The sequence below is a fragment of the Novipirellula galeiformis genome (assembly GCF_007860095.1).
Classification (GTDB): Bacteria; Planctomycetota; Planctomycetia; order Pirellulales; family Pirellulaceae; genus Novipirellula; species Novipirellula galeiformis.
In genome coordinates, this window is record NZ_SJPT01000004.1 from 584,531 (window position 1) to 598,782 (window position 14,252).

15 protein-coding genes are annotated in these 14,252 nt (G+C 55.4%); 1 reads left to right on the forward strand and 14 read right to left on the reverse strand.

The window, feature by feature from the left end:
- Window position 1: 1 nt before the first annotated feature.
- The 14 genes from Pla52o_RS13090 to Pla52o_RS13155 form a co-directional block, all read right to left on the reverse strand.
- Window positions 2-1,534, reverse strand: a complete 1,533-nt coding sequence (locus Pla52o_RS13090; RefSeq protein ID WP_231612303.1) for a proton-conducting transporter transmembrane domain-containing protein — start codon at window positions 1,532-1,534, stop codon at window positions 2-4.
- Window positions 1,531-3,009 (reverse strand): monovalent cation/H+ antiporter subunit D family protein, encoded by a 1,479-nt coding sequence (locus Pla52o_RS13095; RefSeq protein ID WP_146595042.1) that lies wholly within the window; start codon window positions 3,007-3,009, stop codon window positions 1,531-1,533. Before Pla52o_RS13095 ends, Pla52o_RS13090 begins: the two co-directional genes overlap by 4 nt.
- A complete protein-coding gene (locus tag Pla52o_RS13100) occupies window positions 3,009-3,548 on the reverse strand; it encodes a sodium:proton antiporter (RefSeq protein WP_146595043.1) in 540 nt (179 codons plus the stop codon). The genes Pla52o_RS13095 and Pla52o_RS13100 overlap by 1 nt, the downstream gene beginning before the upstream one ends.
- Window positions 3,545-3,982 (reverse strand): Na(+)/H(+) antiporter subunit B, encoded by a 438-nt coding sequence (locus Pla52o_RS13105; protein WP_146595044.1) that lies wholly within the window; start codon window positions 3,980-3,982, stop codon window positions 3,545-3,547. Before Pla52o_RS13105 ends, Pla52o_RS13100 begins: the two co-directional genes overlap by 4 nt.
- Window positions 3,979-4,542, reverse strand: a complete 564-nt coding sequence (locus Pla52o_RS13110; protein WP_146595045.1) for a DUF4040 domain-containing protein — start codon at window positions 4,540-4,542, stop codon at window positions 3,979-3,981. Before Pla52o_RS13110 ends, Pla52o_RS13105 begins: the two co-directional genes overlap by 4 nt.
- Window positions 4,539-4,871: a monovalent cation/H(+) antiporter subunit G gene (mnhG, locus tag Pla52o_RS13115; protein ID WP_146595046.1), complete on the reverse strand. Its 333-nt coding sequence runs from the start codon at window positions 4,869-4,871 to the stop codon at window positions 4,539-4,541. Before mnhG ends, Pla52o_RS13110 begins: the two co-directional genes overlap by 4 nt.
- The gene (locus tag Pla52o_RS13120; RefSeq protein ID WP_146595047.1) at window positions 4,868-5,152 is read right to left on the reverse strand and encodes a monovalent cation/H+ antiporter complex subunit F; all 285 of its coding nucleotides are present in this window, start codon (window positions 5,150-5,152) and stop codon (window positions 4,868-4,870) included. Before Pla52o_RS13120 ends, mnhG begins: the two co-directional genes overlap by 4 nt.
- A complete protein-coding gene (locus tag Pla52o_RS13125) occupies window positions 5,149-5,631 on the reverse strand; it encodes a Na+/H+ antiporter subunit E (protein WP_146595048.1) in 483 nt (160 codons plus the stop codon). The genes Pla52o_RS13120 and Pla52o_RS13125 overlap by 4 nt, the downstream gene beginning before the upstream one ends.
- A 304-nt stretch (window positions 5,632-5,935) precedes the next feature.
- On the reverse strand, window positions 5,936-6,595 hold the full coding sequence (can, locus tag Pla52o_RS13130) for a carbonate dehydratase (protein WP_146595049.1): 660 nt from the start codon (window positions 6,593-6,595) through the stop codon (window positions 5,936-5,938).
- Window positions 6,596-6,701: 106 nt separating this feature from the next.
- Window positions 6,702-7,223: a hypothetical protein gene (locus Pla52o_RS13135; RefSeq protein WP_231612304.1), complete on the reverse strand. Its 522-nt coding sequence runs from the start codon at window positions 7,221-7,223 to the stop codon at window positions 6,702-6,704.
- A gap of 123 nt (window positions 7,224-7,346) precedes the next feature.
- Window positions 7,347-8,309 carry a DNA-methyltransferase gene (locus Pla52o_RS13140; protein ID WP_231612305.1) on the reverse strand — a complete coding sequence of 321 codons (963 nt, stop codon included), beginning with the start codon at window positions 8,307-8,309 and terminating at the stop codon, window positions 7,347-7,349.
- A gap of 214 nt (window positions 8,310-8,523) precedes the next feature.
- Window positions 8,524-9,570 (reverse strand): hypothetical protein, encoded by a 1,047-nt coding sequence (locus tag Pla52o_RS13145; RefSeq protein WP_146595050.1) that lies wholly within the window; start codon window positions 9,568-9,570, stop codon window positions 8,524-8,526.
- A 1,241-nt stretch (window positions 9,571-10,811) separates the two neighbouring features.
- Window positions 10,812-11,774 carry a hypothetical protein gene (locus Pla52o_RS13150; protein WP_146595051.1) on the reverse strand — a complete coding sequence of 321 codons (963 nt, stop codon included), beginning with the start codon at window positions 11,772-11,774 and terminating at the stop codon, window positions 10,812-10,814.
- 36 nt (window positions 11,775-11,810) lie between these two features.
- Entirely contained in the window at window positions 11,811-12,869 is a 1,059-nt protein-coding gene (locus Pla52o_RS13155) for a hypothetical protein (RefSeq protein WP_146595052.1), read from the reverse strand.
- 196 nt (window positions 12,870-13,065) lie between these two features.
- On the opposite strand from Pla52o_RS13155, the gene metK reads away from it, so the two are divergent.
- Window positions 13,066-14,247 (forward strand): methionine adenosyltransferase, encoded by a 1,182-nt coding sequence (gene metK / locus Pla52o_RS13160; protein WP_146595053.1) that lies wholly within the window; start codon window positions 13,066-13,068, stop codon window positions 14,245-14,247.
- The last annotated feature ends 5 nt before the right edge of the window (window positions 14,248-14,252 follow it).

Here is a 14,252-nt window from a genome sequence, read left to right on the forward strand (position 1 = left end):
CTTAACTCGCCACCGTGATCGGCAAAAGCACTTGGTAAATCCAATCTGCGAAAAAGAACAACAACACACTCAAGATCGCGGTCACGCACAACGGCACCACACACATCATGGGAGCCTCTTGAATCCCGGCGGCCCCGGCCAGCGAAGGATCGACCGCCGAGGGTTCCCCTTCATGGGATGGATCCGATTTGTTTTCCAAGGGTGCCATGAACGCTTGGATCGGGATCGGAATCAGATAGGCGATGTTCAACAGCGAACTGAGCATCAGCGCCGCCGTTAAGACGTAGAGATGCGTTTCAACGGTGCCCATTGCCAGGAACCATTTACTCCAAGCACCGCCCCCCGGTGGCAAGCCAATGATGCTAACCGCCGCGATCAAAAATGCCGCGAAGGTGAACGGCATTTGCCGCCCCAGACCACGCATGTCGCTGATGTTCTTTTTGTGAGTGGCCACATAGATGGCCCCCGCACAAAAGAACAAGGTGATCTTTCCAACCGCATGCATGACGATGTGCATCCCGCCACCGATCACGCTACTTTGCGTTGCCAATCCCGCCCCGAGGGTGATGTAAGCAAGTTGACTAATCGTCGAATAGGCCAATCGCGCCTTCAAATTATCTTTGCTCATCGCGACGAGCGACGCAATCACCAGCGTCGCACCGGCGGCGTACGCCAACCAAATGCTGACTCCTGTGCTACTGAGCAAATCGATGCCAAAAATGTAGACGGTCACCTTGAGGATCGAAAACACTCCCACCTTCACGACGGCGACGGCGTGCAACAACGCGCTGACGGGAGTCGGAGCAACCATCGCGGCGGGCAGCCAGCGATGAAACGGCATCAGCGCCGCCTTGCCAATCCCAAAGGCGAACAGCCCCAACAACACACCCAGTCCTAGCGTCGAAATTTTTCCAGCAGCGTGGGGAGACGTCAAAACCCCTCCTGCAGTAAAGTCGAGCGTCCCGGCCACGTACCATGTCCAGGCGACCGCCAGCATGAAGAAGGCGACCGAGGTGGAAAGCAAAATACCGAGGTAAACGCGTCCGCCATCCCGTGCTTCCCGCGTACCGTGATGGGTGACCAACGGATACGTCGACACCGTCATCAACTCGTAAGCGACAAACAAGGTAAACAAGTTCGCGGAGAACGCCGCTGCGATGGCCGCGAAAATGGCGATGGCAAAACAAGCGTAAAACCGCGTTTGATTCTTTTCGTGGTGCCCGCGCATGTAGCCAATCGCGTACACCGTGGTCAGGATCCACAACCCCGATGCGACGAGAGCGAACAACATCCCCAGCGGTTCCACTTCGAAGGCAATTCGAAAACCGGGCAACATTTCACCCAAGTCGACCGCGGGTCGTTCGCCCGAGAATACATGACTCGAAAGGCGACACGTAACCGCAAACAGAATCGTTGAGACCAGCAACGTGCAAGCTTCTCGCACGTTAGCCCACCGGCCCACGGCGTAGATCAAGAACAGAGCCAACAACGGCAAGCCGGCCGCGATCCCGATTAGCGTTTCGGCAGTCATCATGGAGTGCCCCCCAACAACGTTGCAGCCGCTCCCGCGGCGAGGTCAGCCGAATAGGCCGTCCAAATTCCAAAGACGACCGTCGCTACAATCACCGCATACATCGGGATCAACATTCCAAGCGGTGCCTCGCGGGCGTTTTTGGCCTTTTTCGATGGTTCGGCAAAGTACAACGTCTCGACCACACGCCAAACATAAACCACCGCCAACAGCGAACTGAGCAACATCAACACGGCGACCGACCAGTGATGGGAATCGAAGGCCGCCGTCAACAACAACCACTTACTGATAAACCCTGCGGTCAACGGGACGCCGATCAAGCCGAGTCCTCCGATCGCCCAGGCGAAGGAGGTCCACGGCATCGTCCGCCCCGCACCTCGCCAATCCGCAATTTGGACCGAACCGATGCGTAAGGCAAAGCATCCCACCACCATGAACAATCCCCCTTTGATCAAGGCGTGATTGAACATGTGAACGATTCCCGCAGTCAGCCCCACATGGTTTGCCATACTAATTCCAAGCAGCATGTAACCAATTTGTGCAATGCTCGAATACGCCAATAAACGCTTTACGTTGTCTTGAAAGATGGCTGCGATGGAAGCCGCGAAGATGCCGACGAGCGCCATCACCATCAACGCCGTATCCAACGGCAAGACTTCAAACGCAAATTCGCGAGTGAAGATACTGAATACGATTCGGATCAAAGCATAGACCGAAACCTTGGTTGCGGTCGCAGCGATAAAGCAGGTGACCGCCGAAGGGGCGTAGGTGTACGCATTGGGCAACCAGGTATGAACGGGAAAGACCGCCATTTTGATGAACAATCCACTCGTCAAAAACGCGAATGCCACCAAAACGGTTCGCGGCCCATGATCGACGGGCAATCGCGCTGCGATATCAGCCATATTGAGCGTCCCGGTCATCTGATAGACCAAGCCGATACCGATCAAGATGAACGTGGCTCCAACGCTGCCCAAGATTAAGTACTGAAACGCCGCCAGCGGTGCACGCCGAGAGCGCCCCAGACTGACTAACGCGTACGTCGACAAGGACGAAATTTCCAAGAACACAAACACGTTGAACAAGTCGCCCGTGACGCACATGCCCAACATTCCGGTCAAGCAAAGCAAGTAGGTCGCGTAGAACAAATAGTGCTTGGAGTGCGGAATTTCTTCATCGATGCTGCGCGGAGCATACGTCAATACGATCGCACCGAGTGCGGAAACGAACAGCATCACAAATCCGCTGAGCCCGTCGACGACGTACTCGATCCCGTACGGCGGAGCCCAATTGCCAATGTTGTAACGAACCGGACCGTGCGCACTGACCTCGCTCATCAGCGCGACCGAGATCGCGAACACGCACCATGTGACCCCCAACGAGATCGCGTAGGCGATTCTGCGATTGCCAATCAACACGCACAAGGGAGCCGCCAATAACGGCAGCACGATCAATAAGATGGGGAGATGAATGTCCATCAAGAATCTCGATCCAATTCCAAAATTTTGTCTTCTTCAATCGTGCCATACTCCTCGCGGATACGAACAATCAAAGCCAGCGCCAAGGAGGTCGTCGCGATGCCCACCACGATTGCAGTCAGCATCAGCACGCTTGGCATGGGATTGGAATAAACGATCGGCTCGACGTGTGACGAGAGATCGACTTGTTGAGCGATTTCGCCGAGCGGGGAAAGGACTTGCTCCGCAACCGAATTCGCCGGCTCGGACACCGCGTGCCCTGCACCCGTCGCGTCAGCTGCGTGCTCAGCTATGTGGTCAACTGCGTGCTCCGATGTATCGGCATGCCCATTAACCAAGCGTGGCGGAATGATCGGCGCGGTCCCGCCATTGACCTTGCCCATCGTGATATAGAGCAAGAACACCGAGGTTTGGAAGATGTTCAATCCGATCACGGATTTAATCATGTTCTGGCGTGCGATGACGATATAGAAGCCGGTCATCATCAAAAAGATCACGATCCAGTAGTTGTACAGACCGAGGACTTGTTCCACGTTCATGCGATTCGTTTCCTGCCCGCAAAGGTGTAAAAAATCATCGTCATCACCGAGGTCACGGTCAGCCCGACGCCGAGTTCCACTAGAAAGATGCCGAGGTGTTGTCCGACGGGAAAGATCGTCGGATAGAAATGATGTTCCAGCACTTGGTAGTCAAGAAAGTTGCCCCCCAACGAGATCGTCAACACGCCCGTCAACCCATAGACCAGCACGCCAAGGGCCATCATTTTTTCGATCACGATCGGCGGGGCGACGCGTTTGACCGACTCAAGCCCAAACACCAAACCGTACAAGATCAAGGCCGAGGCAAAGATAACGCCTGCTTGAAAACCACCCCCGGGCCCAAAATCACCGTGAAATTGCACGTAAAATGCAAACAACAAGATGTACGGAATCAGTATTTTCGTGACGATTCGAATGATGGGAAAGGTTTTCATCGACGCGTCTCCTTGGATCGCTTCTTTGGAGATTCGTCTTTCTCTTTGCGAAGAATCAACATCACGGCGATTCCCGCCGTCAACACGACGGTCGTTTCGCCGAGCGTGTCGTAACCGCGATAGCCAGCCAAAATCGCAGTCACGACGTTGGGCAATCCATGCATGTCGTGTTGCGATTTTTCTACAAACGAAGGGCTCGGATGCAATTGGATGGGCGCTTGCGGGTCGCCGAAATGTGGCATATCCAAAGTGCCGTAAACCAGCACGCAGCCGGTGATCAACACGAGAAAAAAGGGCATGATCGGAGCATGCGTCAACTCGCGATCTTTCTTGCCCGTTAACGCCAACGTACTGAGCATCAGCACCGTGGCGATCCCCGCCCCCACCGCCGCCTCGGTAAAGGCAACATCGGGGGCGTCGAGGATTAACATCCAACTCGCACTGAGAAAGCTGTAGATGCCGGTGAACATGATCGCGGCCCACAAGTCGCGCATCCGCGCGATCGTGACCGCCGTGATGGCGAGCAAGGCCAAGATGGGAAAATCGATCAAACTACTCATGACTTGCTCGCATCCTCGCGGTTCGTCTCGCCATCCAACATCGGTTTCAAACCATGGCTCAACGCCGAACGAGCTAAGGCATGGCAAGAACTCGGGCTGGTCACGGTTAAGAAAAACAGGATCGCGACAAGTTTCAGCGCTGTCAGACTCAGCCCCGCTTGCAGTAACAATCCGGCGACGATCAATCCCGCACCCATCGTGTCGGTGATCCCGGCACCATGCATCCGCGAGAAAAACTCGGGAAGACGAACGATCCCAATCCCGCCGATAATGGAAAAGACGGAGCCCGATAGCAGCAGGATCCAACTCAAAGCATCAATTAGGCTCATGACGATACGCCCTCGTCGCCGAAGCTGCCGTATTCGGCAAACCGCAACAGTGCCACCATGCCGATAAAGTTCATCAGACTGTAGAGCAACGCGAGATCGAGAAAATCGTCGCGTCCGGTCATGAAATCGACCACACAGATCAGCAACACCGTTTTCGTGCCAAACGTATTGAGCGCTAACACTCGATCGAAAACGGTCGGTCCCCACATGGCGCGAATCAGTGCCAAACTCATCGTCACCAAAATCGCGATCGAGGTCACCGCGAACATATCAAAGCTCATCGCGGCCTCTCTAATTCACAAATCCGTCGTTCCATATCGGCCGAGATGCCCGATCCATCCCCGTCGAGCACCAACGCATGGATGGTAATGCTGCCCTCATCCACTCGCACCGAAACGGTCCCCGGCGTGAGCGTAATTGAATTTGCAAGCATGACACGCCCAAGCTCGGTTTTCACTTGGGTCGGCACGGTGACTAATTTTCGTTGGAGCGGCATTTTTGGAGACAAAATAATTTTTGCAACCGCCAGATTCGAGATCACAATCTCTTTGATCAACCACGGGGCATAGCGCGTGAAGGGTCGTACCCCTAACTGTGCCGGGGCACCTTCCTCATCCACGATCCTCATCCGGCGTGACATCCACAGGCTACAAAGGCACGATAGCACGCCTAAACCCAGAATGAAGGGGCTTTCAAAATGCCCAGACCAGGTCAGCCAAGTGACGAACAACGTCGCTGCGAGGGTCAAGGTGTATATCACGATCGCCGTCCTATTGCGGCTTCCTATCGACGAGGAATGCACTGCGGAGGTAAATGAGGGATCAAAACATCGCCGAATATAGCCACCGATGGTGTTTCGTGAATATGGGCAATCCCTCCGCTTCGGCAATGTCTAGCCCGCCAAGCATGCTCCCAAAGCAAGCACGGCCCAGCGTCGTCTCTCGCAAGACCCAGCGTCGTCCCTCGCAACACAGCGCGAAATCCTCCTCGACGCGCGTACCGCAAGCAGCGACCTGGTCGCGTTGAAAGGATCGAGGCGATCACGAATCCCGATCCATCGCAGACTAAGCCAAGCCCTCACTCGGCGGTTTATTGAGCACCGCCTCATAGCGGACAACCAAGTCATCCGCATTGGCAACCGTCATCCCCAGATCACGCAGTCTTCCGTCGCTGAGCGCGTAAACCCATCCATGAACGGCAAGCTTTTGCCCTTTTCGCCACGCGTCACGCACAATCGTGGTGCGACAAACGTTCCTGACTTGTTCAATCACGTTGAGTTCACAGAGACGATCACATCGCTCGCGCGGCACCGCGATCGCATCGAGTCGCTCTTGATGAGTCTGAGCCACATCCTGGATATAACGCAACCAATTTTCAATTAAACCAAGCTCTTTGTTAAACAACGCGGCGGCGACACCGCCACAGCCATAGTGCCCACACACGATTACATGTTCAACCTTCAAGACTTCGATCGCGAACTGCATCACCGACAAACAATTCAGATCCGAATGCACCACGAGATTGGCCACATTGCGGTGTACAAAAAGCTCGCCTGGATCTAACCCCACAATTTGATTCGCTGGCACACGGCTATCCGCACACCCAATCCAAAGGTATTTGGGGGAGTGAATTTTCGACAATCGGTCAAAGAAGCCAGGATCTGCCTCAACGACACCCTCCGCCCATGCTTGGTTGTTTTCAAAAAGGTCCTTCAACAAACGCATGCTGGTTTTTCCGATAAGTGTTTAGTCGTCGTGTGAAAATGAATTCTGTTTAGTATCGTCCATCGTCGCTTGAGTCATCACTCCGAAACAATCGAGCGGCGTCATCCTAGCGAGGAATGGGTTCTCTATTTCCAGAGCTTCCCACAGCACAGGCGACCGTTCGATCAAGCTGGTCGCGGAGCTGTTCCATCTGGTCCTTACTGAGCCCTTGTCCAACAAGACTGGCAACGTGAATCACCGCGATCCCCACCACTCCGGCAGGAACCAGCAGCAGTCCCCAGGGCGTTCCCCCCATGAACCATTGGACGTAACCGTAGATGCCGCCAACGAACATAAAAAAGACGGTCATGAAGTAGACCATCATAAAAAAGGTCCATACTTCGGGGCGAGGTGCAAAGCGAGCGTACAGCTGCGATCCCGTTTCGGTGTTGCTAACTTGCACCGACAGATGCGGCGACCAGAATCGCTGGTCTTCGATCTTGACGGTGAATTCCGCACAATCGCCTGCCGCCTTGGCGTTCTCGATGCCCTCCAACGCATCGATCGCGTGGCGGAGCCGCTGCATCGCCTCCTCTTTGCAGAACGGCAAATCCAACGTAAACGCAGGTTGCATTCTCAGGGAAGGCATCGTCAGACCTCGTTGCAAAAATTGCGTGCCGTTGGATCGAGGCAAAGGAAAGCCGCCATTGTGTCACGCACTCGGCTGTCAAGCAAGTTTTCGCGAGGCCCCCACCCAACCCGGCGATCGCGATTAGAGCAGATCGGGCTGGGTTACATTGCCCTTCGCTTGCCCATTGGCTTTCTGCGCAGTCGATGATGCTTTCTTTTTGCCCTTTTTCCCGCCCAATCGCTTTCCATCTTTCGTTTTCGGTGCGCTAAAGAGAGGGTTCTCGGGCCCCACCAGAGGTTCGCCTAACTTGGTTTGTTCAAGCCGCTCATTGATCTTGGTGGCATACTCGTCGCTCAGTTCGGTGCCAATAAATTCGCGTCTCAGCTTTTTTGCCACCACCAATGTGGTGCCACTACCGCTAAAGGGATCGAGCACACAATCACCTTCGTTCGAACTCGCTCGAATGATCCGCCCCAGCAACTGCTCAGGCATTTGGCAACCGTGAAATCCCTGACGTTCCTTGAACGTCCCCGCGACGCGAGGGAAATACCACGTATCCCCCTCTTCCTGGAAACCATCCGGCATATCTTGCGGACGGAGGATCCAAGTATTGTCGGGCAGCCGACCTTTCGGATTGGCGCGACTGTCGCCGTAAACCAATTGCCGCGCCGAGGGGATACGGATCTCGGGATCGGCCGCGTTGAAGGTGAAATTCTTGGGATCTTTGACAAAATGGAACAAGTGAGTGTGGGAACGGCTAAATCCATATTTGCAGTTCACACCAAAGGTGTAGTACCAAATCACCCAACTGCGACAAACAAAACCGACTTCACGCGTCGCACAGACCTTTAGTTCCGCGGCATACTCATCACCAATCGCAAGCCAAAAGGTCCCGTCGGGCTTTAAAACTTGGTGAACCCCCGTCATCCACTGGCGACACCAATCGAGATAGTCTTCGTCGCCTCGCTTGTCATCATAGACGTCGTAGTCGTAGCCAATATTGAACGGGGGATCGGCAAAACAAAGCTCAACCGATTCCGGCTCCATTTGTTTAAGCAACTCAACACAGTCACCCTGATGAAGCTGATTGAATTGAAGTGCCACGCAAAACAACCTGTAAAAGTGCGATAAAAACGAATGACCGAGCGATGATGGATGGGCGATCCATCCTAACGGAACCCTCCGCGCTGGCAATGTGCCCGCGATTCGAAAGTGCCAGCGTTGCAGAACAAATGCCACGGTTCATCGAGTCGCAGTGGCTTTGTTGGCTTGGCGTGTTCCACGGCCCCAGCGTTTGGCTGGCTCCGATCCCCATCCTTTAGGTTCCGCTTGGAATCTGGATCCGATTCGCAGGAACCGGATACAATCCCGTCCCAATTGGGGTCTCGGTCACCATTTGCGATCCCATTACGGGCTGCGGTCCAGGCACGGGCTGCCGCTCGACTCTCAATCCTTCAACCGAGATAGGAATCCTTCGCAGCGGTGCAAACCGGTTCATGTTGGAATCACGTTCCGAGGTCACATTCACGCTCGCAGTGGTTTCGCTAGGAATCACAGGCACTCGTTTGGGCAGCGTTACCATCGAGGGAATCATTCGGGATGACTTCGTTTCCACCGAAACGGGCGCGAACGTATGCTTCATCTTGTAGGGCTCGAAGCGTTCATCGGAAGCCGCGTCGGTAAATTCGCTGGGCGTGGTTTCGTCGAGTTCGGTTTCCTCGAGTACGGTTTCCTCGAGTACTCCTGATTTAGGCTCAGGAACCGCGACCCGCTTTACCTTTCCGAACTCGAGGACCGGTGGAACCTCCACCTGAGGAGGTGCAGGTTGCGTTGTTGAGCGGTTCGCCGAAACGGTACCCTTCAAAGCCGATGGAATCGAATCCGGTGCTTCCGTCACCGTCACCTCGGGTGCTGAAAACTTGGCAACCGATGGCACTCGCTCATCCGTAGCCAGCGGTGTTGAAAGCTCAATGCCGCTTTCGATCGGATCGCTCACCGCCGCCTCGTTACCAACCACCGACGATGCGTTTACGGTCGCTTCGATCATCCCATCGCTTCGCAAAGGAACCATCGACGGCAATGCGACCACGTCGTGCTTCGGAGCGTCCACGACCGCATGGGTCGAAGCACTGGTCTCTACGAAACCCTGGAGCACTTGCTCGGCCGCACTCACATCCAACTTGGTCGTGGGACTTATGCCATCGTTTAAAGCGGAGGTGTTTCGATCGCTCGCGCTCGGTATGGCGTGTTCGTCGGGCACAAATCCATCGATCATAGCGGAGTCATCCGGCTGCGTTCGTTTGACGCTCACACTTTCCACTTGTTCCGCCTGTGGCAAGACTTCAAGCATTCCAGGATGAGACACCTGAGCTCCGTTTGCACAGCCCGTTGCTTCGGGACACTTGTTCCAACAGGTTGGCTCGTGACCGTTGTACGTTTTCTTGCTTGCTCGAAATTTATCGAGAGAGCAATGCCTGGCTAGGTCGTGTCGCAGAGATACGCAGCCCACGCTGGCACCAAGCGTGACGGCTAATGTCATCGCAACCGCCGACGTCAATTGTGTTGGGGATGGTCGTTGCATCATTATCACCGCTTACTTTTCCAGAAATTGAAACGCGTAGATGAATAGGCCTGGGGGCGGAAGCATCTGTCTGGTTGGACAAGGCTGAGTTCGCACTGCGATCTACCCTCGTCAACCAAGGCTTTAACGTCCATTCAGACTAGAAAAGCCCGAGACGCATCGTCGCTGTTACCAATCCCACCGAACACGCGGACTGTCGCGAACATTTGTAGAGACACGACAAAGGGTCGTGTATTGAGTTGAGACATCGTCACATCCGTGCGTGGTTCTGGAAGCACCCAAAAAATCCCCGACAACATCCTTTGTTCCGGATTCAATCTCCTGGGGTTGCTAAGAAACGATTCCCATTTTCCACAGGTAACCCTTTCACAGCGACGAGCGATCCAAGCAGTTGCACGTCCACTGAAACGCATCGCTTTTCAACGCGCCGTTCGCTCCTCAAAATCTTCGCCACGCAACCGCCAAACTAGGCTCGTCTACAAAGCTTCGTCACCTTGCACGATCCACGCCGGATCATTCGCGTTTGAAGTCCATCTCGGATTTCGCTCCTTTGAGGTATCGTCTTCCTCAGGATCAGCCCTCCCCAAATCGCCGATTCGACGATGATCTTTCCGCACCCCACCCTCAGATTGCACCTAAGGAAGCGGTCGCACGCGTTACGGTGACCCTGCGGGCCAAGCGGCTCGTGAAGCTTCTCATTCCCAGACAACCGCGACGCGATAGTGGGATGAATTGCCCCTAGCAGGAGGGTTAAACATTCGAGCCTGCTAGCCGATTCAAAGGGTTCTGTGATTTCAAGAGCACCGTGGATTTCAAGGGGATCGCGAATCAGAAGACCCACGGAATCCAAACTCAGAACACGCTGATCTCCCCCCCAAAAAAGCATCCCAGTGCAAAACGTCGGCGACGTGCAACTAGGTTTTTCGCAGCGCAGCTTCATCGGCGTTCACGCGGTCCAAGCTGGGGTGAACCTCGCGAGCGGGTTGATCGCCAGCCCGCGGGGACGGATCCATGAGCGGGCCGAGTTAACGGCTCAGCTCGGGGTGCGGATGGGGCGGGGTGAGTTCGAGCGAAAGCTTCAGCGACTCTGCTGCCGCTTCTTGATTCGCATTGCTCAGTTGTTCCACGATCAAAACGGTGGGGCCAACTTGCAAGACCATCGGCAACGCATCGAGTTTCTCTTGCCAGCGGGATGCTTGCTCTGCCACCTCCGGCGGCAACGTCGTTCGCCACAAAACCACGTCGGCTAATTTGGCTATTTCAGGGCGTGCATGATCGCTGCGTAGCGCCTTGAGCGTCTGCACAGCCCGGTCGCGTTGATCGGTCGAAAGCAACCAACTCGCCGCGACAAGCCGCACCGCGGGTGCGGGATCCGCGAGCCGTTTCTGGGCCGCCTCGGTCGTCGCCCCGCTGGATGTCCCACGATCGTTGCGCCATGCAATCGGCAACCACGCCAGCACCAGGGGAGGCAAGGGTCGACGATCAAGTTGAGCGACGAGCTCCAGTGCGATCGCGGCACGCGCACTTCGCCAAGCCGCTTGAGCGGCCAACATCGACAACCATTGTTGGCGCCATACCGGCGGTCGTTCCTTGAGCGAATCGAGCAACCCCCGCAGCGACTCGTCATACTTTTGGGCATCAAACAATTCAATCGCGGCCGTTTGCTTTTCACTGCGCTGGCTCGGTTCAATCCAAATCACACGATGGGCCGCAAACAGCGATTCTTTTTCATCGCCAGCTAGACGTATCGAGATTTGCTTGGCGTCCAGCGAGATGATTTCGCCAACCCGCATTTGAATCGCTTGCGGATACCAATTGCTTTGAGCCGCAGTGGGCCGCATCGGTTCAAGCCAAACCTTGTCACCCCAAGCGGTTTGGATCCCCATCAGCGAAAGCGTCATCAGGATCGCCAAGCCGATTCGCGGCGCGGTCGAAAGAGACGTCCATGATGGCGTTACTTTCGTTTCGGTGGTGCGTCGAAATAACATTTTCGTTCGAAGTCGCAGTGGAAACAGACTGAGGGTTTAAGGCTGACGATTTTTACCGAGCGAGCGGATGTCAACGTATTGGTATTGGCCTAGGTTTTGTGCCGCAAGATCTCGCAAGAAACTATCCGCCGGGGCCAGGGGATCGGCACCAAATTCGATCGCATGAATCGTCGTCCCACTCCGTTGAGCACGGCGACGAATCTCGCCAAGCTGGGATGTGGAAAGCCGTGGGATGCGGGCATCGGTCAAAAAGAAGATGACATCGGGATCCATTCGTAGCGCGAGCTTCAACGCGCTGTCGTGCTCGGTGCTGCCGTACGCGGTGATCGAGTCGACGTAACGTTGCGCGCGAGCCAAGGTTGCCTTCTCCCCCTGCATCAATTGCAGCGGGACACCGACGATTTGAAACGGTTGCGGTTGATCGTTGTAGAAAATGATCTGGAATCGTTGACGGTCGGTCAGACTGTTCAAACTTTGGATCAATTCGCGTTTGGCAGCGCGGAGCGGCATGCCGCCGTTGCCATTCATGCTGTCGGATCGGTCAAACACATAGACAAAACGTGATCCGCTGCCAGAGATGCCAAATACCATGGTCGTGGCTTCGTTGGAATCGCCTTCGCTGCCCGGCGGGCGTTGAGAATCAAACGCATCGCCGTCGAGCGACGTTTCTCCGGCGATTCCCGTTCCCGAAACGGGGGAGGGAGTGGCGTTCATTTGGCTCAAAATTCCAGCCAAATCGATCGGTGGACTCAAATCCGCCGGAGGCGCTGCGGCCGCTGACACCTCCCCCGATTCCGCTGCGGTCGCTTCGTCGGTGGCGGTCGGATTCGGATTGGCCACATCGACATAGCGGTCACGGTCGGGCATGCGATGAACCATGGCAATGCCGACCGGACGCTCGGTATCGGAGCCCGTTCCTGAGGATGTCTGAGCCAAAAATAGCCCAAGCGACGTTAAAAGTACCACATGGAATGAGAGCGATAGCAACAGTGCGGGCAACGGGCGGTCGGGCAGATCGAGCTCTAATCGATCCCCCGGGCTGGGCGCGATTGAGTCACCGGTCGCCTGTGGCGTGGGATTGGCAGAACGGTTCATAAAAGGGTCGCGAGCGGATCGGAAATTCAAAAAGGTAGCTAATTTTCGCCGTGATACGCCTCGCGGCGGCTCAATAGTGCCTTTTCAGACGCGTCTCAGACAACTACGTTAGTGGTCAATTCATTCTAACCCTAGACCAACACTTTGGTGATTCGCCAGTTTGGTGGGAAAGATCCACACTGCGGAGAAATAACTCGTGAGCGACGCTCGATACCTGTTTACTAGTGAATCAGTCAGCATGGGTCACCCCGACAAGCTGGCAGACCGTATTTCGGATGGAATTCTCGACGCGTTGTTGGCGCAAGATCCCCACAGCCGCGTGGCCTGCGAAACCATGGTCACCACCGGAATCGCGATCGTCGCGGGTGAGATCTCGACGAAAGCCAATGTCCAATACTCCGATGTCGTCCGCGAAGTGATTAACGAAGTCGGTTACACCGATGACGAATTCGGCATCTGTGGCAAAACCTGTGCAGTAATGGTTTCGCTAGACACGCAAAGCCCCGACATTGCCCAAGGTGTTAACTCGGACGATAGCAGCGGCAAAGATGTCGGTGCCGGCGACCAAGGCTTGATGTTTGGCTATGCTTGCAAAGACACTCCCGAAATGATGCCAATGCCGATCGCATTGTCGCACCGCATCATCAATCGGATCACCGAAGCTCGCTTCAACAAAGAGGTCGACTGGCTTCGTCCGGACAACAAAGCACAAGTCACGGTCGAGTACGAGGGACAAACGCCCGTCCGCGTCGACACCGTCGTGGTCAGTGCACAGCACTCGCCCGACGTGACCAATGACGAGATCAAAAAGTTCATCATCGAGAACGTGATCAAGCCTTCGATTCCTGCGGAACTCGACAAGGGCGACATCAAGTATCACATCAACCCGACCGGCAAGTTCGTCGTTGGCGGACCTCACGGCGACTGTGGTTTGACCGGTCGCAAGATCATCGTTGACACCTATGGTGGTTGGGGACGTCACGGCGGCGGCGCATTCAGCGGCAAGGACTCGACCAAGGTGGACCGCAGTGCGGCCTACATGGCGCGTTACGTTGCCAAGAACATCGTCGCTGCGGGGCTTGCCGATCGTTGCGAAGTGCAACTCGCTTACGCCATCGGCGTGACCGAGCCCGTCAGTGTTCATGTTGATACCGAGGGTACGGGCAAGATCGACGATACGAAGCTGTGTGCGTTGGTGCGAGAGCATTTTGCGTTGACACCTTCGGGCATCATCAACCACTTGCAACTGCGTCGCCCCATCTTCCGTCAAACCAGTGCGGGCGGCCATTTCGGACGCGACGGCGATGCGTTCACTTGGGAAAAGACCGACAAGGCCGAAGCGTTGGCCGAAGCGGCTGGTATCGCAGCCACGGCTTAAGTTTG

Coding starts and splice junctions, on each gene's coding strand:
- Pla52o_RS13110 (WP_146595045.1), bottom strand. CDS start 4,542: ATGAGTAGTTTGATCGATTTTCCCATCTTGGCCTTGCTCGCCATCACG.
- Pla52o_RS13095 (WP_146595042.1), bottom strand. CDS start 3,009: ATGGACATTCATCTCCCCATCTTATTGATCGTGCTGCCGTTATTGGCG.
- Pla52o_RS13155 (WP_146595052.1), bottom strand. CDS start 12,869: ATGAACCGTTCTGCCAATCCCACGCCACAGGCGACCGGTGACTCAATC.
- mnhG (WP_146595046.1), bottom strand. CDS start 4,871: ATGAGCCTAATTGATGCTTTGAGTTGGATCCTGCTGCTATCGGGCTCC.
- Pla52o_RS13150 (WP_146595051.1), bottom strand. CDS start 11,774: ATGTTATTTCGACGCACCACCGAAACGAAAGTAACGCCATCATGGACG.
- can (WP_146595049.1), bottom strand. CDS start 6,595: ATGCGTTTGTTGAAGGACCTTTTTGAAAACAACCAAGCATGGGCGGAG.
- Pla52o_RS13100 (WP_146595043.1), bottom strand. CDS start 3,548: ATGAACGTGGAACAAGTCCTCGGTCTGTACAACTACTGGATCGTGATC.
- Pla52o_RS13135 (WP_231612304.1), bottom strand. CDS start 7,223: ATGCCTTCCCTGAGAATGCAACCTGCGTTTACGTTGGATTTGCCGTTC.
- Pla52o_RS13105 (WP_146595044.1), bottom strand. CDS start 3,982: ATGAAAACCTTTCCCATCATTCGAATCGTCACGAAAATACTGATTCCG.
- Pla52o_RS13090 (WP_231612303.1), bottom strand. CDS start 1,534: ATGATGACTGCCGAAACGCTAATCGGGATCGCGGCCGGCTTGCCGTTG.
- Pla52o_RS13120 (WP_146595047.1), bottom strand. CDS start 5,152: ATGAGCTTTGATATGTTCGCGGTGACCTCGATCGCGATTTTGGTGACG.